Source organism: Actinomycetospora sp. C-140 (assembly GCF_054796175.1).
In genome coordinates this window covers 110,236-127,769 of record NZ_JBTWNF010000011.1, presented here as the reverse complement: position 1 = coordinate 127,769, position 17,534 = coordinate 110,236, and the positions used below count along the sequence as shown (strand labels likewise).

General features: G+C 73.7%; 17 protein-coding genes and 1 riboswitch. Of the genes, 5 read left to right on the top strand and 12 right to left on the bottom strand.

Annotated elements, in window-relative coordinates; all coding sequences use genetic code 11:
• Positions 1–5: 5 nt before the first annotated feature.
• The 4 genes from ACR9E3_RS19190 to kdpF are packed head-to-tail and all read right to left on the bottom strand — an operon-like array spanning position 6 to position 4,499.
• Entirely contained in the window at positions 6–677 is a 672-nt protein-coding gene (locus ACR9E3_RS19190) for a potassium-transporting ATPase subunit C (RefSeq protein WP_460382111.1), read from the bottom strand.
• A 2-nt stretch (positions 678–679) separates the two neighbouring features.
• A complete protein-coding gene (gene kdpB, locus ACR9E3_RS19185; protein WP_460382110.1) occupies positions 680–2,767 on the bottom strand; it encodes a potassium-transporting ATPase subunit KdpB in 2,088 nt (695 codons plus the stop codon).
• A complete protein-coding gene (gene kdpA, locus ACR9E3_RS19180; protein ID WP_460382109.1) occupies positions 2,764–4,401 on the bottom strand; it encodes a potassium-transporting ATPase subunit KdpA in 1,638 nt (545 codons plus the stop codon). Before kdpA ends, kdpB begins: the two co-directional genes overlap by 4 nt.
• Positions 4,401–4,499 (bottom strand): K(+)-transporting ATPase subunit F, encoded by a 99-nt coding sequence (gene kdpF, locus ACR9E3_RS19175; RefSeq protein WP_460382108.1) that lies wholly within the window; start codon positions 4,497–4,499, stop codon positions 4,401–4,403. Before kdpF ends, kdpA begins: the two co-directional genes overlap by 1 nt.
• Before the next feature lie 238 nt (positions 4,500–4,737).
• Here kdpF and ACR9E3_RS19170 point away from each other — a divergent pair, with 238 nt between their 5' ends.
• Positions 4,738–5,340, top strand: a complete 603-nt coding sequence (locus tag ACR9E3_RS19170) for a DJ-1/PfpI family protein (protein WP_460382107.1) — start codon at positions 4,738–4,740, stop codon at positions 5,338–5,340.
• Here ACR9E3_RS19170 and ACR9E3_RS19165 read toward each other — a convergent pair.
• Entirely contained in the window at positions 5,295–5,720 is a 426-nt protein-coding gene (locus tag ACR9E3_RS19165; RefSeq protein WP_460382106.1) for an ACT domain-containing protein, read from the bottom strand. The two genes, ACR9E3_RS19170 and ACR9E3_RS19165, sit on opposite strands and share 46 nt — an antisense overlap.
• A 60-nt stretch (positions 5,721–5,780) precedes the next feature.
• A riboswitch (cobalamin riboswitch) is annotated at positions 5,781–5,997 on the top strand.
• A 143-nt stretch (positions 5,998–6,140) separates the two neighbouring features.
• Between ACR9E3_RS19165 and metE the strand changes: the two genes are divergently transcribed.
• Positions 6,141–8,417, top strand: coding sequence for a 5-methyltetrahydropteroyltriglutamate--homocysteine S-methyltransferase (gene metE / locus ACR9E3_RS19160; RefSeq protein ID WP_460382212.1), 2,277 nt, complete (start codon positions 6,141–6,143; stop codon positions 8,415–8,417).
• 64 nt (positions 8,418–8,481) lie between these two features.
• Here metE and ACR9E3_RS19155 read toward each other — a convergent pair whose 3' ends face one another.
• The 6 genes from ACR9E3_RS19155 to ACR9E3_RS19130 all read right to left on the bottom strand — a co-directional run bounded on the left by ACR9E3_RS19155 (position 8,482) and on the right by ACR9E3_RS19130 (position 13,769).
• On the bottom strand, positions 8,482–8,838 hold the full coding sequence (locus ACR9E3_RS19155) for a hypothetical protein (protein ID WP_460382105.1): 357 nt from the start codon (positions 8,836–8,838) through the stop codon (positions 8,482–8,484).
• A gap of 74 nt (positions 8,839–8,912) precedes the next feature.
• Positions 8,913–9,545, bottom strand: a complete 633-nt coding sequence (locus tag ACR9E3_RS19150; RefSeq protein WP_460382104.1) for a class F sortase — start codon at positions 9,543–9,545, stop codon at positions 8,913–8,915.
• Between the two features lie 2 nt (positions 9,546–9,547).
• Entirely contained in the window at positions 9,548–10,303 is a 756-nt protein-coding gene (locus ACR9E3_RS19145; protein ID WP_460382103.1) for a hypothetical protein, read from the bottom strand.
• 186 nt (positions 10,304–10,489) lie between these two features.
• Complete coding sequence (locus tag ACR9E3_RS19140) at positions 10,490–12,214, bottom strand: hypothetical protein (protein ID WP_460382102.1); 1,725 nt, start codon at positions 12,212–12,214, stop codon at positions 10,490–10,492.
• Positions 12,211–13,140, bottom strand: coding sequence for an HTTM domain-containing protein (locus ACR9E3_RS19135; RefSeq protein WP_460382101.1), 930 nt, complete (start codon positions 13,138–13,140; stop codon positions 12,211–12,213). Before ACR9E3_RS19135 ends, ACR9E3_RS19140 begins: the two co-directional genes overlap by 4 nt.
• Complete coding sequence (locus ACR9E3_RS19130; protein ID WP_460382100.1) at positions 13,137–13,769, bottom strand: hypothetical protein; 633 nt, start codon at positions 13,767–13,769, stop codon at positions 13,137–13,139. Before ACR9E3_RS19130 ends, ACR9E3_RS19135 begins: the two co-directional genes overlap by 4 nt.
• Before the next feature lie 176 nt (positions 13,770–13,945).
• Between ACR9E3_RS19130 and ACR9E3_RS19125 the strand changes: the two genes are divergently transcribed.
• Positions 13,946–15,394 carry a hypothetical protein gene (locus ACR9E3_RS19125; protein WP_460382099.1) on the top strand — a complete coding sequence of 483 codons (1,449 nt, stop codon included), beginning with the start codon at positions 13,946–13,948 and terminating at the stop codon, positions 15,392–15,394.
• A 3-nt stretch (positions 15,395–15,397) separates the two neighbouring features.
• Here ACR9E3_RS19125 and ACR9E3_RS19120 read toward each other — a convergent pair whose 3' ends face one another.
• On the bottom strand, positions 15,398–16,240 hold the full coding sequence (locus tag ACR9E3_RS19120) for an amidohydrolase family protein (protein WP_460382098.1): 843 nt from the start codon (positions 16,238–16,240) through the stop codon (positions 15,398–15,400).
• 111 nt (positions 16,241–16,351) lie between these two features.
• Here ACR9E3_RS19120 and cobF point away from each other — a divergent pair, with 111 nt between their 5' ends.
• Together cobF and ACR9E3_RS19110 are read left to right on the top strand one after the other, a co-directional pair.
• Complete coding sequence (gene cobF / locus ACR9E3_RS19115) at positions 16,352–17,110, top strand: precorrin-6A synthase (deacetylating) (RefSeq protein ID WP_460382097.1); 759 nt, start codon at positions 16,352–16,354, stop codon at positions 17,108–17,110.
• Complete coding sequence (locus ACR9E3_RS19110; protein ID WP_460382096.1) at positions 17,107–17,490, top strand: ester cyclase; 384 nt, start codon at positions 17,107–17,109, stop codon at positions 17,488–17,490. Before cobF ends, ACR9E3_RS19110 begins: the two co-directional genes overlap by 4 nt.
• The last annotated feature ends 44 nt before the right edge of the window (positions 17,491–17,534 follow it).

Here is a 17,534-nt window from a genome sequence, read left to right as displayed (position 1 = left end):
ACGCCTCACCGGATCCCGGGCACGACCGTGGTGAGGGAGGCGTTGAGCTCCGGGACGTCCACCCGCGGCTCGCCCAGAACACCGAGGACGCGGCCCTCGGTGGCGTCGGCGACGAGCGCCCGGACCCGGTCCTCGCCCACCCCGGTGACGCGGGCGACGCGGGGGACCTGGAGCGCGGCGTACGCGGGGCTGATGTCGGGGTCGAGCCCGGAGGCGGACGCCGTGAGCGCGTCGGGCGGGACGGCGGCCGGGTCGACGCCCTCGCGGGCGGCGATCGCGGCGCGGCGGTCCGCGACAGCTGTCGCGAGGTCCTCCGAGGACGGGCCCAGGTTCGAGCCGCCCGAGGTCGTCGCGTCGGCCGGCCCGAGGCCGGCGACCGCGTCGTCCGGCGCCGAGGCGCTCGGCCGCAGGTGGAACCACGGATCGGCGGCGGGGTCCGCCGGCACCGGGTCGATGCCGATGAGGCTCGAGCCGCCGGTCCCCGGCATCACCGAGCCCTCGGCGTTCGCGTGCAGGCCCGGGAGGCGGGAGACGCCCCAGACGGCGGCGGGGTAGACGACCCCGAACAGGAGGGTCAGCACCAGCAGCACGCGGACCGCGGCGGCGAGCTGGCGACGCAGCTGCGAGCCCGTCACGGCCTCGGGGACGGTCCGGTCCTGCTCGAGCACAGTGGTCATGATCAGCCGATCCCCGGGATGAGCCGGACGACGAGGTCGATGGCGGCGATGCCGACGAAGGGCACGGCGATGCCGCCGAGCCCGTAGACGAGCAGGTTGCGGCGCAGCAGCCGGTCGGCCGACGACGGGCGGAACCGCACGCCGCGCAGCGCCAGCGGGATCAGCGCGACGATCACGAGCGCGTTGAAGACGACCGCCGAGAGGATCGCGGACCGCGGCGTCGCCAACGCCATGACGTTGAGCGCGCCGAGCTGCGGGAAGATCGCCAGGAACATCGCCGGCAGGATCGCGAAGTACTTCGCGAGGTCGTTGGCCAGCGAGAACGTGGTCAGCGCCCCGCGCGTGATCAACATCTGCTTGCCGACCTCGACGACCCCGATGAGCTTGGTGGGGTCGGAGTCGAGGTCGACCATGTTGCCGGCCTCCTTGGCCGCCGCGGTCCCCGAGTTCATGGCGACGCCGACGTCGGCCTGCGCGAGGGCGGGCGCGTCGTTGGTGCCGTCGCCGGTCATGGCGACCATCCGCCCGCCCGCCTGCTCGCGGCGGATGAGCGCGAGCTTGTCCTCCGGCGTCGCCTCGGCGAGGACGTCGTCGACGCCGGACTCCGCGGCGACGGCCCGCGCGGTCACGGGGTTGTCGCCCGTGATCATGACGGTGCGGATGCCCATCGCCCGCAGCTCGCCGAACCGCTCCGCGATCCCCGGCTTCACGACGTCCGAGAGCTCGACGACCCCGAGTGCCCTACGTGAGCGAACTTTGGTGCCATAGCCCGGAAGTCCGCTCACGTACGAGGCGACCACCAGCGGGGTGGCGCCGCGTTCAGCGATCTCGGTGCTGATCTCCTCGAGGCGGGCGCGGTCGGTGTCGGGGACCTCGGAGCCGAGCCACGCGAGCACCGCCGACGTCGCGCCCTTGCGGAGCTCCCGGCCGTCGAGGTCGACCCCCGACATGCGGGTGGTCGCGCTGAACGGCACGAACTCCGCGGCCGCCTCGTGGGCGCTCGCCTCGGCCGGCAGCCCGTGCTCGTCGGCGCACAGCGCGACGATCGACCGGCCCTCGGGCGTGGTGTCGGCGAGGCTCGCGACGCGGGCGACCCGGGCCAGCTCGTCGACGGTCACCCCGGGCAGCGGGTGCAGGGCCGTGGCTCGCCGGTTCCCGTAGGTGATCGTTCCGGTCTTGTCGAGCAGCAGCGTCGACACGTCGCCCGCCGCCTCGACCGCGCGACCGGACGTCGCCAGGACATTGCGTTGCACCAGCCGGTCCATGCCCGCGATCCCGATCGCCGAGAGCAGCGCGCCGATCGTGGTGGGGATCAGGCAGACGAGCAGGGCAACGAGCACGACGAGCGACTGCGGCCCGCCCGAGTACGCCGCCATCGGCTGCAGCGACACCACGGCCAGCAGGAACACGATCGTCAGCGCCGAGAGCAGGATCGTCAGGGCGATCTCGTTCGGCGTCTTCTGCCGCTGCGCGCCCTCGACCAGCGCGATCATGCGGTCGACGAACGACTCGCCGGGCCTCGCGGTGATGCGCACGACGATCCGGTCGGAGAGCACCGTCGTGCCGCCGGTGACCGAGGACAGGTCCCCGCCCGACTCGCGCACCACGGGCGCCGACTCCCCGGTGATCGCCGACTCGTCGACGGTCGCGATGCCCTCGACGATCTCGCCGTCACCCGGGATGATCTCCCCGGCCTCGACGACGACCCGGTCGTCGATCGCCAGGTCGGTGGCGGGGACGCTCGACCCGTCCTCGCGGCGGGCCGTCGTGTCCGTCCGCGTCGCCCGCAGCGCGTCGGCCTGGGCGCGGCCGCGGCCCTCGGCGACGGCCTCGGCGAGGTTCGCGAAGACGACGGTGAACCACAGCCAGACCGCGATGAGCCAGGCGAACACGCTCGGGTCGACGACCGCCGCGACCGTGACGACGACCGACCCGACCCAGACGACGAACATCACGGGGTTGCGGACCTGGTGGCGCGGGTCGAGCTTGCGCAGCGCGGTCGGCAGCGACTCGAGCAGCTGCGCGGGCCGGAACGCGCCGGCGCCGACGGGGTGGGCGCTGGTCCGGGGCCGGTCGAGGACGGCGGTCATGCCAGTCCCTCCGCGAGGGGGCTCAGGGCGAGGGCGGGGAGGAAGGTGATCGCCGCGACGAGCACGATCGTCCCGGCGACGAGGACCGAGAACAGCGGTGTGCCGGTGGAGAGCGTCCCCGAGGACGGTGCGACGCGCGGCCGGCGGGCGAGGAGGCCGGCGAGGGCGAGGACGGCGACGATCGGCAGGAAGCGGCCGAGCAGCATCGCGATGCCCAGCGTGGTCTGGAAGAAGGTGCTCGTGACCGTGAGTCCGCCGAACGCCGAGCCGTTGTTGTTGGCGGCCGAGGCGTAGGCGTACAGCACCTCGCTCAGACCGTGCGGCCCGGCGTTGGTCATCGCGTCGGCTGTCGACGGCAGCGCGATCGCGAGCCCGGTCCCGAGCAGCACGAGCGCCGGCATCGTCAGCACCACGACCACCGCACAGGTCACCTCGCGGCGCCCGAGACGTTTGCCGAGGTACTCGGGTGTGCGCCCGACCATCAGCCCGGCGAGGAACACCGCGACGACCGCGACGACCAGGATCGAGTAGAGGCCGGTCCCGACCCCGCCGGGCGTCATCTCCGAGAACAGCATGCTGAGCATCGCGCCGCCGCCACCGAACGCCGAGAAGCTGTCGTGCAGCGAGTTCACCGCGCCGGTCGAGGTCCCCGTGGTCGAGGTCGCGAAGAGTGCCGACGCCGGGATGCCGAAGCGGACCTCCTTGCCCTCGAGGTTCGCCCCGGCGAACGACGGGCTGCGGGCCTCGGCGGTCCAGATCACCGCGAGCATCGCCGCCCACAGGCCCGCCATGACGGCGAGCAGGGAGACACCCTGGCGCGTCGAGCCCACGAGACGCCCGAACGTCCGCGTCAGCGACACCGGGATCACGAGCAGCAGGAAGTTCTCGAGGATGTTCGACACCGGGCTCGGGTTCTCGAACGGGTGCGCCGAGTTGGCGTTGAGGACGCCGCCGCCGTTGGTGCCCAGCTCCTTGATCGCCTCCTGGGACGCTGCCGGGGCGAGGGCGATCGTCGACGGACGTCCGTCGGGGCCGATCACGTCCACACCCGAGCGCAGGCTCATCACGACACCGGTCGCCACCAGCGCCACCGCGGCGACGGTCGCGACCGGCAGCAGGACGCGGGTGCACCCGCGGACGATGTCGACCCAGGCGTTGCCGAGCCGGTCGGTGCCGCTGCGCACGAAGCCGCGGGTCAGCGCGACCGCGACGGCCATGCCGACGGCGGCCGAGACGAAGTTCTGCACGGTCAGGCCGACCATCTGGACGGTGTGACCCATGGTCGTCTCGGGGACGTACGACTGCCAGTTCGTGTTGGTCACGAACGAGACCGCGGTGTTGAACGCGATCCCGGGGTCGACCGCACCCCGCCCGAAGGCGAACGGCAGGAACGACTGCAGCCGCTGGAGCAGGTAGAGCAGCACGATCCCCGCGAACGAGAACATCAGGATCGCGACGGCGTAGGTGCTCGCCCGCTGCTCGGAGCGGGGGTCGACGCGCACCAGCCGGTAGAGGCCGCGCTCGATGGGCCAGTCGCGCTCGTCGGTGTAGACGCGCGCCATCCAGTCCCCGAGGGGGCGCCAGGCGGCCGCCAGCAGGACGAGCAGGACGAGGACCTGCAGGACGCCGGCCATCAGAACTTCTCCGGACGGAACAGCGCGACGACCAGGTAGACCAGCAGGCCCAGCGCGACGAGGCCACCGACGACGTTCGCGAGCGCCTCGGCGCTCACAGCCGGTCCAGCCCGCGCACGGCGAGCAGCAGGACCGCGAAGCCCGCGATCACCACGCCCGCGTAGAGGAGGTCGAGCACCGGATCCCCTTCGGTCCAGGCGCCGCCCCCTCGGCGGCGCGCCGACCACGAGACTCCGCTCGGGACGCCCCGGCGAGGCCCGCGTTGACGCGTCGTTGACGCCGCGGCGCGCGGTTTTCACGGCTCCTCAGCCGGGTGTGACGCGGCATGCTGGAGGCGTGAGCGCACCCGAGGCGAAGAGGCTGGGAATCCTGCTGTTCGACGGCGTCGAGGAGCTCGACGCCGTCGGTCCGTGGGAGGTCCTGTCCTGGTGGACGGCGAACTTCCCCGAGGACGGCTACGCGGCGACGACGTTCTCCGTCGACGGCGCCCCGGTGCGCTGCGCCAAGGGCATGACGATCGTCCCGGACCACTCCGCCGCCGACGTGGGGCCCCTCGAGGTGCTCCTGCACCCCGGCGGCCGGGGGACGCGACCGCAGATGGTGGACCCCGAGCACCTGGAGCGGGTCCGGCAGTGGCGGCGCGACGTCCCCCTGATGACCAGCGTGTGCACCGGCTCGCTCGTCTACGCCGCGGCCGGACTGCTCGCGGGGAAGCCCGCGACCAGCTATCGGGACCAGCTCGACACCCTCGCCCAGCTCGACCCGACGATCGAGGTCCGGCGCGACGACCGCTTCGTCGACGCCGGCGACGTCATCTCGAGCGCCGGCGTCTCGGCCGGCATCGACATGGCGTTCCACCTCGTCGTGCGCCTCGTCGGCGTCGAGCGCGCCCGTCAGGTCCGCCGGGGTATCCAGTACGACCCCGAACCGCCGGTCTGAGCCAGCTCCCGCAGCACCGCCATCGCGTCGTCGCGGCGCTCCCACGGCACGAACAGGTGGTCGTGGTGGAAGCCCGCGACGGGGTTGGTGCCGATCCCCGCGTCGGCGAGGGCACGGGTGACCACCGCGAGGAAGCCGACGGCCTCGAGCGCCGAGTGCACCCGCAGGGTGATCCACGCGCAGGGGAACTCCCCGGCGAGGCCGTGGGCACCGGCGTCGTCGGCTGCCACGATCGCCGACAGGCCCTCCTCCTCGACGATCGTCGCGACCGGCGCCAGCCCGTCCGGGAGCGCCGTGACGCTGACGACGACGTGGCGTTCGGCGTGCAGCACGGGGTCCATCCCGGCCACGAGCCGGGCCGGGTCGGTGTCGCCGGACATGCGCCGATCATGACGTGACCGCGCGCACACGACCACGCGGACACCCGGCGCCGCCGGGTTAGGGTCCCTGCCGCCGATGGTTCCCGGTCCGCCTGCGCGGCGGCCCGGGTGGCAACAGGGAACCCGGTGGGAATCCGGGACTGCCCCGCAGCGGTGAGTGGGAACGACCGCCGTCACCAAGCACTGGGCCGACGAGGCCCGGGAAGCGACGGCCAGTAGGAGGCGCTCCGGCGCCACGCCCGCGAGTCCGAAGACCTGCCACCGGTGCACGCGCCGAGAGCCGGCGCGTGCGGCTGCGGAGTCTCGCGGGTGGACCCGTCGCATCCCGGTGGCACGAGGTGCCCCGGTGTGCCGTGACCGACCTGCGCGATCTCCGCGAGCCCCACCGCTCGACGAGGAGAGAGAGCAGTGTCGACATCCCTGTCCGGCCCGATCGGGGCCACCGTCCTGGGCTATCCCCGCATCGGCCCGCGCCGCGAGCTGAAGAAGGCCCTCGAGGCCTACTGGAAGGGCGCGGGGACCGCCGCCGACCTCGAGCAGGTCGCCGCGGACCTGCGGGCGCAGACCCACCGCGAGCTCGCCGAGGCCGGGCTCGACTCCCAGCCCACCGGGACGTTCTCCTACTACGACCACGTCCTCGACGTGACCGCCGTGATCGACGCCGTCCCGCCGCGGTTCCGCCCGCGCGGGCGGCGCGAGGGCACCGCGCTCGAGGAGTACTTCGCGATGGCGCGGGGCACCGGCTCGGCCGCGCCGCTCGAGATGACGAAGTGGTTCGACACCAACTACCACTACCTCGTCCCGGAGATCGGGCCCGACATGCCGCTGCGCCTGGCCGACGAGACGCCGGTCGAGCGCGTCCGCGAGGCCGCGGCCGCGGGCGTGGCGGCGCCGCGCCCCGCCCTGGTCGGCCCGGTGACCTACCTGCTGCTGGCCAAGGCCGCCGACGGCGCGCCGGAGGGCTTCTCCCCGCTGGCGCGTCTCGACAACGTCGTCGAGGTCTACGCACAGCTTCTCGCGAAGCTCGCCGACGCCGGCGCCGCGTGGGTCCAGCTCGACGAGTCGGCGTTCGTCAACGACCGCGACGACGGCGAGATCGAGGCGCTGCGCCGTGCCTACGACCGCCTCGCGGGCACGTCCGATCGCCCGCGGATCCTCGTCACGACCTCGTACGGCGACCCCGGCCCGGCGCTGGACGTCCTGGCGGAGAGCCGCGTCGACGGGATCGGGCTCGACCTGGTCACCGCGCCGCAGCTCGCGGATCGCGTGCCCGCGCTGCCCGCCCTGCGGCAGAAGACCGTGGTCGCGGGGCTGATCGACGGCCGCAACGTCTGGCGCGCCGATGTCGCGCGGGCGATGTCGCGCGCGGCGACGCTGCTCGGGTCGGTCGGCGAGATCGCCGTGTCGACGTCCTGCTCGCTGCTCCACGTGCCCTACGACGTCGCCGTCGAGACGACGCTCGACCCGACGGTCCTCGCGCGCCTCGCGTTCGCCCGGCAGAAGCTCGACGAGGTGGTCCTGCTCGGTCGTGCCCTGCGGGGCGACGAGCCCGAGGAGAGCGTGCGTCGCGCCGTGGCGGACGCGGCGGGCGGGGCGGCGGACGGCGGCGATGCCGCGGTCCGGACGCGGGTCGCGGCGATCGAGCCGGCCGACCGCACCCGCACGGAGTACGCGGTGCGCGCGAAGGCACAGCAGGAGCGCCTGGGACTGCCGCCGCTCGCGACGACGACCATCGGCTCGTTCCCCCAGACCCCCGACGTCCGCACGGCGCGCGCCGACCGGGCGAACGGACGCCTCGACGACGCGTCCTACCGCGCCCGCATGCGGGCCGAGATCGAGCGCGTGGTCCGGCTGCAGGAGGAGATCGGGCTGGACGTGCTCGTGCACGGCGAGCCCGAGCGCAACGACATGGTGCAGTACTTCGCCGACGACCTGCCCGGCTTCGCCACCACCGAGCTCGGCTGGGTGCAGTCGTACGGCTCGCGCTGCGTGCGCCCGCCGATCCTGCACGGCGACGTCTCCCGGCCGGAGCCGATCACGGTCGAGTGGGCGACGTACGCGCAGTCGCTGACCGACCGGCCGATGAAGGGCATGCTCACAGGCCCCGTGACGATCCTGGCCTGGTCGTTCGTGCGCGACGACCAGCCGCTGGGACAGACCGCCGACCAGGTGGCGCTCGCACTGCGCGACGAGATCGCCGACCTGGAGGCCGCCGGGATCGGGATCATCCAGGTCGACGAGGCCGCGCTGCGGGAGCTGCTGCCGCCGCGCCGGTCCTCGTGGGGGGAGTACCTCGCCTGGGCCGTGGGGGCGTTCCGCCTCGCCACGGGCGGGGCCGCCGAGGAGACGCAGATCCACACGCACCTGTGCTACTCGGAGTTCGGCGACGTCATCGACGCGATCGACGGCCTCGACGCCGACGTCACCACGATCGAGGCGGCCCGCTCGCGCATGGAGGTCCTCGCCGACCTGGACGCCGTCGGGTACTCCCGCGGCGTGGGGCCGGGCGTCTACGACATCCACTCGCCGCGCGTGCCCGAGCGCTCCGAGATCGCCGCGCTGATCGCCGAGGCCCAGCGCGTCGTGCCCGACGACCGTCTCTGGATCAACCCCGACTGCGGGCTGAAGACCCGCGGCTACGAGGAGGTCGAGCCGACCCTGCGGGCGATGGTCGAGGCGGCCCGCGCCGCCCGCTAGCAGGAGATCGTTCCCGCTGCTCCTCTCACCCGATGAGATCGGGTGAGAGGAGCACCGGGACGGATCACGGCCACCGACCCCGCCGCCACCGGAACAGCAGGGCGTGCAGGCCGAGGTTGAGAGGCGCCCCACCGAGGAACGACAGCTCGTAGAGCGTCACGAGCAGGGGGTCGTGGGCGAACGACCGCGTCGGCCCCCACCGGTCGAAGGCGGCGCGACCGAGCGCCGACCAGGGCTGGCCGAGGGCTTCGACGGGCATCGACGCGAAGGCGGCACCGAAGTTGACGCCGCCGCCGGAGCCCGGCGGCCCGAGCGCGAAGAGCACGGCCCAGACGACGGCCAGGATCGCCACGACCGCGGCGTGGGCGCGGAGCAGGGACAGCCACGGATCGTCCGTGGCGGTGACATCGGTGTCGGACATGACCGTCGAGGGTCGTGACCGCACGGGCGGTCCGGCACCGGCGGAACTACTCAGTTCCGCCGGTGCCGGCCCGATCAGATCTTCTGCACGTCCACCAGGTCGGCGTAGACGATCACGTTCGACAGGTAGTTGCGGTTGGCGCGGTCGTAGTCCCCGCCGCAGGTGATGAGCCGCAGCTGGGAGTTGGGCGTGTCGTTGTAGACCTGGTCGGTCGGGAACGACGCCTTCGGGATCGTGTCGACCCGCGACACCTGGAACACCGCACGCTGACCGTCGGCGCGGTCGACGAGGATCTGCTCCCCGGCGACGACCTTGCTCAGGTTCGCGAAGATGCCCGGCTGACCGCCGCCGTTGACGTGTCCGAGGATCACGGCCGGCCCGACCTCGCCGGGCGTCGGGCTCCCGTTGAACCACGACGCCTGCATCGGCTGGGACACCGGCGGCACCTCGAGGCTGCCGTCGGACTGCAGCCCGGTCGCCACCAGGTTCGAGTCCGCCGAGATCGACGGCACCGACACGTGGGTCGGCGTCGCGGCGGCCAGCGGCGCCGGCGAGTCCACGCTCGACGACGAGGACCCGGACGACGAGTTCATCCCGACGATCACGGCGAGCCCCACCAGGATCACCACGAGGGCGATCGAGATGTTGGTCATCGACGGGCCGGAGGAGGTCTTCTCCTCGCGGTTCTTCTCCTCGGTGATCGTCATGCTCAGTTACCCGTGTCCACGCCGCCCGAGGGCACGTGGCGGACCTGCGTCGCGTAGATCGTGCCGACCGGTCGGTAGTCGTAGTAGTAGTGCCCGGTCGACGGGTGGTAGTAGCAGACCGTCGAGTACGTCGGGGGCTCCGTGCCGGTCGTGACGCTGGTGGTCGACTGGCCGGTGGTCGAGCTGGTGGTGCTGGTCGTCGTCCCTGTCGTCGTGCCCGTGGTGTCGCTTGTCGTGCTCGTCGTCGTGCCGGTGGTGTCGGTCGGGTCCGCCGCACGGAGGCCCTGCGTCCCGGGCACGCTCAGCGGCGCAAGGCTGTCGCCGGTGGTGGTCGTCGGCGTGCCCGTGGTCGTGGTGGGCGTGCCGGTGGTGGTGGTGGGCGTGCCCGTCGTGGTGGTGGGCGTGCCGGTGGTCGTGGTCGGCGTACCCGTCGTCGTGGTGGGTGTGCCGGTGGTCGTCGTGAGGCCGGTGCTGAGCGCGTCGGTGAGGTCGGTGCTCAGTGCGTCGGTGAGGTCGGTGCTGAGCGCGTCGGTGAGGTCGGTGCTCAGTGCGTCGGTCAGGTCGGTGCTCAGGGTGCTCGAGGAGTCCGTGCTGCTGGTCGTGCCGAGGTAGGTGGAGCTGTTGCCCGTGCTGGCGACGGTCACGCACGTGTCGCCGGTGTACGACCACGCCGAGGCGCTGCCGACCCCGAGCGAGCCCATGAGGAGTACCCCCGCGCCGAGCACCATCGCCCGGCGGCCCAACGTCTGTGCGGTCATGCCTCTCCGTCCCACCCCAGTCCGAATCCGATCAGCCGCCCCGTCGACGATCACGTGTCGCGAGTCACCCGTCCGGCGTTACCCGATCGTGGCGTCGTGACCAAAGCGTTAGCTCGCGGGCGGTAAAGCCACGCTCGTCCGAGTGACGGTGCGGTGTTCCCGCACCCGGTCGTGTGCGCAACGAGGTCAGGAGACCGTGCCCGGACGCAGGGTCGGACCGCAGACCCACGCGGTGCGGTCGCCACGGAGGAACGGAGCGTCCGCGCCCGCCCACGCGGCACTCGCGTGTCGCCGCACCGCGGCGAGGGCCGCAGGGTCGGGCACGGCGTCGCGCCGCACCCAGGTGCCGGTGCTCGCCCGCTGGGAGATCACGAGGACGTAGTCGCGGTCGAGGCGCGGGTCGCTCAGCAGTCCCGACTCCGCCAGCCCGGACCACCCACTGTCGATCTTGAAGAACGTCGGCCGAACGGTGTCGAAGACCAGGTCCCGCGCACCCCGGTAGTCGCGGCGCTGCCACACGTCGGCGAAGCGCGTGTCGGTCAGCCCGGAGAGGTCGACGAAGCGCAGCCGGCTCGTCAGGGCCGTTCCGCCGCCGTCGACGGCGAGCAGCGAGCCGTTCCGGACACCCAGGATGTCGGCGTACGCGTTCGTCCGCTCGCCCACGCTGCTCGCCACGAAGCACAGCGGCGCCGTGGGGTTCTTCCGGTAGGTGGCGGCGTCGTCGAGCCAGGCAGAGCCGGAGGCCAGGACCGCGAGCGCGACCGCGGCGAGGGCCAGCTGCCGGGTGCGTCGCGACGACCACCGCCGCCAGACGTCGCCGGCCGCGAGGACGCCCACGAACGCGCCCAGCGGCCACAGCGGTGTCGCGAAGCGGTACTGCTCCATCCAGTCGGGTGGCAGGACCGCGAACACGACCAGGGAGAGGGTCAGCGGCACGAGCAGCACGCCGAGCACGGTTCGGACACGAGAGCGACGGGTGAGGGCCAGGGCGACGGCGGCGACCGCCAGCACGACGGCGAGCCAGCCGGCGTAGCTGATCAGCTCGCCGGGGCGCGCCAGATCGCCGGGCCCCGGGAGCTCCTGGCGCTTGGCGCGGGCGGTCGTCGGCAGCCAGTCGCCGAAGGTGACCAGGCGCCAGGCGAGGTAGAGCCCGACCGGCACCAGCGCGGTGCCGACCGACCGGAGGCACGGCGTCACGGCCCGGCGCCACCCGCTCCCGGCGAGGAGGACGGCGACGAGCGGGTACACGGCGAGATAGATCAGCCCGTCGGGGCGGGTCAGGGCTGCGAGGCCGGCCAGCGCCCCGGCCGCGACCGCCACGCGTGTGGAGAGCAGGCGGCCGTCGACCGCGGCGCGCGCGACGGTCGCGCCGAGCGCCACCACCAGGAGCGCGTAGAGGCCGTTCTCGAGACCGCTCGTCGTCCAGATCGCGAACGACGGGACGAGCGCCGTCACCGTCCCGGCGACGACGGTGAGCACGACGGGGCGTGCGGACACGGTGCGCGCCAGGCCGTAGAGGACCGCGAACATCCCGGCGGCGCAGGCCAGCGCCACGAGCTTCGGGAAGAGGACGAGGTCCGGGAGCCCGAACCAGGCGCCGTGGTCGAACAGCCCGAGCCCGTGGCCGACGACGAGGATCGCGAGCCAGAGCGGGTTCGAGAACCCCTCGACGGCCTCGGCGCCGGGCTGCAGCACGGGGCCGGCGCCCGTCGCGATCGACCGGGCGTAGGCGAACGTGATGCCGGCGTCGTCCTCGATCCACGGCCCGTAGAAGGCGCTGTGGATCGCGAGCACGAGGGTCGGGATGCCGACCGCGGCGGCGAAGCCCCGGTCCCGGGCCGCGCCGCGCCGGACCTCGGTCGGTGTCTCGGCGGCGGGCGTCTGCTCGTCGACCACCTCGATGGTGCTCATGTCGCCGGTGCGTCGACCGGCCGGCGCCGCCGGGGACGGTGGTCGCGAGCCCACCGCAGGACCTGCTCGGCGCGCTCGGGCGGGAGGAAGGCGAGGTAGAGCGTCATCATCCCGAGCCCGAAGAACCCGACGGCCAGGCTGACCTCGATCGAGAAGTGCAGGAGCACACCGAGGGCGAGCACCCAGGGCCGCGCCGCGCGGTTCCAGACGAGGACGCCGATCGCGAGCTCCGCGGCGATGGTTCCGAGCGTCGCCATCTGCGTGAGCAGGATCGAGTCGGTGACGAACGACGGCACCGGGAGACGCTGGAGGTCGCCGATCCGCATCGCGTAGGAGACCGCGGTGCCGTTGCGCCACAGCGCGCCGCCGGACTTCTCCCACACCGTGGACAGGTAGATGACGCTGAGCTGGATCTGCGCGAGCCGCAGCGCCCACGGCGCACGGAGGGGGAAGGACCAGACGCCCCGGCGGTCGGCGAGCCACCGGTCGACCGAGACCGCCGAGCCCGCCGGCATCAGCAGGACGTAGAAGGAGATGACGCGCATCAGCCCGTCGCCGGCGTTGAATGCGAGCGGCGCCTGCCGGTTCACCGACACCATGACGACGAAGACGAGCAGCGCCGCGAGACGCGTGCGGTAGCCGACGGTGAGCGCGGCGGCCCCGACGACCCCGACGAGCCACAGGACCCAGACCAGCGGGGTGCCGCCGACCAGGGTCATGAGCGTCCACGCGAGCGTGGGCAGCGGGCGGTCCGGGATCGCGGCGTCCGGTCCGAAGAACGGGATGAGCACCGGGGCGAGCGAGAGCATCCAGGCCGTCGCGACGACCCCGAAGACGATCCGGATCACCTCGACCGGCGCCGTCGACTGCGGCGTGAACCAGAAGCGCTCCCAGCCCGTCCGCAGGCGGGTCCAGGGGGCGGTCATCGTCCGCTCACCTGCATGGTCGAGAACGGGATCTCCGTCCACGGTCCCTCGTCGGGACCCGGCCCCGGCGCCAGGTTCGGGCGCGACAGGCGCAGCAGCGTCACCTGCACCGGCTGGTGCCCGGCCGCGCGGTCCTGGGCGGCGACCCAGCGGGAGAAGGTCGCCCGCTCCGCCTCGGCCGTCTTGTCGGTCCACAGCTGCTCGCCGTACTTGCGCCAGCGGTAGTTCCAGTACTCCGAGATCCCGGCGGCGGACTCGAGCGGGTACTCGCCGACGGTCCCGTCGGTCCGCTCGACGCGCGCGACCACGTTGCTCGTCTCGAGCCGCGGGTTCGGGGCGAACACGCCCCACCGCTGGTCGAGCGCGGTGACGAGGATGAAGGGGCGGGTCAGGCCGACGAGACCGGTCTTGATCGCCGAGTCGGGCGCGACGCTCGCCAGCACCGACAGCAGGATCGCGACGATCAGCACCGAGATCCCGAAGCGCTGCCACGGGCGGTACGCGGGGGCGTCGTCGGCCGTGGCGTCCTCGGCCGGCGGATCCTCGGCCGGCGGATCCTCGGCCGGCGGATCCTCGGCCGGGACGTCGTCCGCCGGGACGTCGTCCGCGGGACCCTCGGCGGTGCTCACCCCGGCAGGGTCCTCCACCCGCGGTGCCGCGGTGTCCGCGTCCCGGATCGTCACGATGGCCCCCGACCTCTCCACTCGATGTCCTGGAGAGGATCGGCCGAACGCGCTGAGCGTTACGGAGCACACATATCTCAGCGACTGATGAGGTGTCGTCGGCCAGACCCTACGGTGTCCCCGTGACCGCGCGCCGACTCCGGGGGACAGGGCTGGTCGTGCTGCTCGCCGTCCTCGGGGCGTTCCTGGCCCCGGCCGCGATCGCGCACGAGTCGACGCCGGTCGGGGTGCAGCGGATCGAGATCTCGCTCGGCGTGCGCGAGCTCGTCCTGACGATCACCGCGCCGTCCGAGGGCGGCGGCCGGATGCCGGTCGTCGTGCTGCCGCGCGGCGACGCGCCGCCGGGCGCCGTCACGGTCGCTGCGGTGCCCGTGGGCGGGACCCCGACGAGCCCCGTCACCGTGCCCGTCGCGCCGGTGGGGCAGCCGCACGAGGTCGCGCTGGACGCCGGGGCCCCGGGCGCCTGGGAGGTGGTGGTCGCCGACGGGGCGCAGGCCGCCCGCATCCCGGTCACGGTCGCCGCCCCGGCCCCGACGCCCGGCTGGGTCTGGGCGGTGCGGGTCGGCGCGGTGCTCGGCGTCGTCGCCCTGATCGCGGCGTTGGCGATGCGGCACCGGCCCCGTGTCGCGGTGGCGCTGGGCGCGGTCGCCGCCGTCGGGGTGACGGTCGCGGTGACGGCCACGGTGGTGGCGCCGCCGGCGACGTCGACCGCAGCTGCCGCTCCGACGCCGGCCGCAGCGCCGGGCGGGCACGCCGGACACGGCGGCATGGCGATGCCGCCGTCCGATCCGGTGCCGATGCCGATGCCGATGCCGATGACCGTGCCGGCGGCCGGCGCCGTCACCCTGACCGCACGGACGGCGGGCCCGGCGACGGCCGGCGCACCGCTCGACCTCGCGCTCGACCTCACCGACTCCTCGACCGGCGCGGTCGTCGACGACCTCGCGATCCACGACGACGCCCTGGTCCACCTCGCGGTGATCGGCCCGGACGGCGGCCTGGCGCACGTGCACCCGATCCGCACGGCTCCCGGCCGCTACGAGGTCCGCCTCGCGCCGTCGGTCGGGGGCCGGTACGGGGTGTTCGCCGAGATGGAGCGCGCCGGCGACGGGGGTCACCAGGTGGCGCGCACGGCCGTCGACGTCGCCGGTCCACCGTCCACGGCCGTCGCGGCACCGGGACCCGGCGGGCGGGACGTGGCCGGGATGCGCGCGGAGGTCTCGGCCCCCGGTGCCGTCGCGGGCCGTCCCACCCGTGTCGGCGTGACCTTCACCGAGAACGGCGCGCCCGTCTCCGACCTGCAGGGCTGGCTCGGGATGGCGGGCCACCTCATGCTGCTCGGCCCCGGCGCCACGGCGGTCCCCGACCCGGGCGACCCGGCCTCGGCGTTCGGGCACGTCCACGACATGAGCCGCGCCGGCCCCGCCGGCACCTACGGCCCCGAGGTCGCGTTCGAGCACACCTTCGCCCGCGCCGGTCGCCACGAGCTGTGGGTGCAGGTGCAGCGCGACTGGCAGGTCGTCACCGTGCCGGTGACGCTCGACGTGGCCCCGGAGACGCCGAGCCCCTGACCGTCACGCGTACAGCGCCTCGGCGTTGCCGGCGAGGGTGAGCCGGCCCAGCTCGCCGTCGCCCATCGCCTCGGCCATGCGGGCGAGCTCGCCGGTGCGGTCGCCCCACGGTTCGTCGCTGGCGAACAGCACGCGGTCGTGGCCGACGCCGCGCCGCTCGATCTCGGCGGCGAGCCAGCGCGGCGCGAAGCCGATGGCCCAGCTGGTGTCGGTGTAGACCTGCTTGCCGGCCGCGATCCAGTCGAAGAACCGGCTGCCGATCAGCTTGATGTGCCCGCTCATCCCGCCGCCGAGGTGGACGAGGTGCAGCTTCACGTCGTCGGCGTAGCGCTCCACCAGCTCGCCGACCTCGTCGATGTCCGACGCCGCGCCCGGCGAGGTGTGCACGTGCACGACGCGCCCGTGCTCGCGCGCCGCCGAGAAGATCGCGTCGAGCTGCGGGCGGCACTCGGGGTCGCTCGCCCGGCCCCCGAGCAGGAAGCTGATCTTGATGACGCGGACCTCGGGCTCCCCGGCGAGCGCCACGGCCCGTGCGGTCATCTCGGCGTCCTGGGGGCGCGGCGAGGCCCAGATGCCCGCGCGGATCCGGGGGTCCTTCTGCGCCGCCTCGAGGCACAGCTCGTTGAGGGCGAAGGAGGCGCTCGCGTCCGGGACCCCGTAGTTCGGGATGGCGACGGCCAGCTCGGTGCCCTCGGCGTCGAGGTCGGCGCGCAGCTCGTCGATCGTGGCGCGCGCGGTGATGTCCGGGTTGACCGGCGGGCCGCCGTAGAAGGGGTAGGAGGGCAGGACGCCGAGGTGGCGGTGGGCGTCGTGGACGGCGGGGACGGCTCGATCGGCAACGGCCATGTGCCGAGTGCAGCAACCGAGTGTTGCCGCGTGGTTGCGTCCGGACGACGGCGTGTGACGTGGCCTGCGGTCTGCCGGTGGCGGGCGCGGGTCGTGAGAGCGTGCGTCCCCGTGCGCACGGTGCAGGTGGTGGGGATCGGTCTGGGCGACCCAGGGCAGCTGACGCTGGACGCGGTCGAGGCGCTCGGCAGGGTGGACGTGGTGGTGCTGCTGCACAAGCCGGGCCCGGCCGACGAGCTGACCGCGATCCGCGCGGCGATCGTCGAGCGTTTCGCGCCGCAGGCCCGGGTCGTCGAGCGCGACGACGCCGTCCGCGACCGGACGTCCGCCGACTACGAGGGCGCCACCGAGCGCTGGCGCGACGAGCGGGCCGCGCTCTACGAGCAGACCCTGCTCGACGAGGTGCCCGAGGGCGGCTCGTGCGCCCTGCTCGTGTGGGGCGACCCGGCGATCTACGACGGCACCGTGGAGATGCTCCACCGCCTCGACGCCCGCGGCCGCGTCGCCCTCGACTGGCGCGTGGTGCCCGGCCTCGGCGCGCCGTCGGTGCTGGCCGCGGCGCACCGCACGACGCTGACCCGCACCGCGCGCGCCGCGACGATCACCCCGGCCCGCCGGGTGCTGGACGACAGCGTCGACTCCGGCGGGGCCGACCTCTGCGTCATGCTCGACGGTGCGAAGCACCACGGCCTGGAGCACCTGCCCGACGACGCCACCGTGTACTGGGGCGCGTACGTCGGCACGCCCGACGAGGTGCTCCTCGCCGGGCGGGTGGCCGACGTGCGCGCGGAGATCCTCGACCGGCGCGCGCAGGAGCGGGAGCGCAAGGGCTGGATCATGGACACCTATCTCGTGCGGCGTCACCCGTGACGCTCGACGAGACCTACCGCGCCTATCTGGCGTGCCTCAACGAGCGCCGGTTCGAGGCGCTCGACGCCTTCGTCCACGACACGCTGCTCTACAACGACGCCCCGATGACGCGCGCCGACTACCGCGACCTGCTCGTCGGCGACGTGGCGGCGATCCCCGACCTCGCGTTCGTCGCCGACCTGCTCGTCGTCCGCGGCGACCACGTCGCCTGCCGGCTCTGGTTCGACTGCACGCCCACGGGCACGTTCCACGGCCTCGAGCCCGACGGGCGGCGGGTGTCCTTCGCCGAGCACGTCTTCTACCGCTTCGCCGACGGGCGGATCGCCCAGGTGTGGTCGCTGATCGACACCGACGCGGTCCGTCGTCAGCTCGGGAGCTGATCCGGGGTGCTACCGTCTCCGAAGCGGAACGTCTGTCCGGAAGA

Coding starts and splice junctions, on each gene's coding strand:
- ACR9E3_RS19190 (WP_460382111.1), bottom strand. CDS start 677: ATGACCACTGTGCTCGAGCAGGACCGGACCGTCCCCGAGGCCGTGACG.
- kdpB (WP_460382110.1), bottom strand. CDS start 2,767: ATGACCGCCGTCCTCGACCGGCCCCGGACCAGCGCCCACCCCGTCGGC.
- kdpA (WP_460382109.1), bottom strand. CDS start 4,401: ATGGCCGGCGTCCTGCAGGTCCTCGTCCTGCTCGTCCTGCTGGCGGCC.
- ACR9E3_RS19165 (WP_460382106.1), bottom strand. CDS start 5,720: ATGTCCGGCGACACCGACCCGGCCCGGCTCGTGGCCGGGATGGACCCC.
- ACR9E3_RS19155 (WP_460382105.1), bottom strand. CDS start 8,838: ATGTCCGACACCGATGTCACCGCCACGGACGATCCGTGGCTGTCCCTG.
- ACR9E3_RS19150 (WP_460382104.1), bottom strand. CDS start 9,545: ATGACGATCACCGAGGAGAAGAACCGCGAGGAGAAGACCTCCTCCGGC.
- ACR9E3_RS19145 (WP_460382103.1), bottom strand. CDS start 10,303: ATGACCGCACAGACGTTGGGCCGCCGGGCGATGGTGCTCGGCGCGGGG.
- ACR9E3_RS19140 (WP_460382102.1), bottom strand. CDS start 12,214: ATGAGCACCATCGAGGTGGTCGACGAGCAGACGCCCGCCGCCGAGACA.
- ACR9E3_RS19135 (WP_460382101.1), bottom strand. CDS start 13,140: ATGACCGCCCCCTGGACCCGCCTGCGGACGGGCTGGGAGCGCTTCTGG.
- ACR9E3_RS19120 (WP_460382098.1), bottom strand. CDS start 16,240: ATGGCCGTTGCCGATCGAGCCGTCCCCGCCGTCCACGACGCCCACCGC.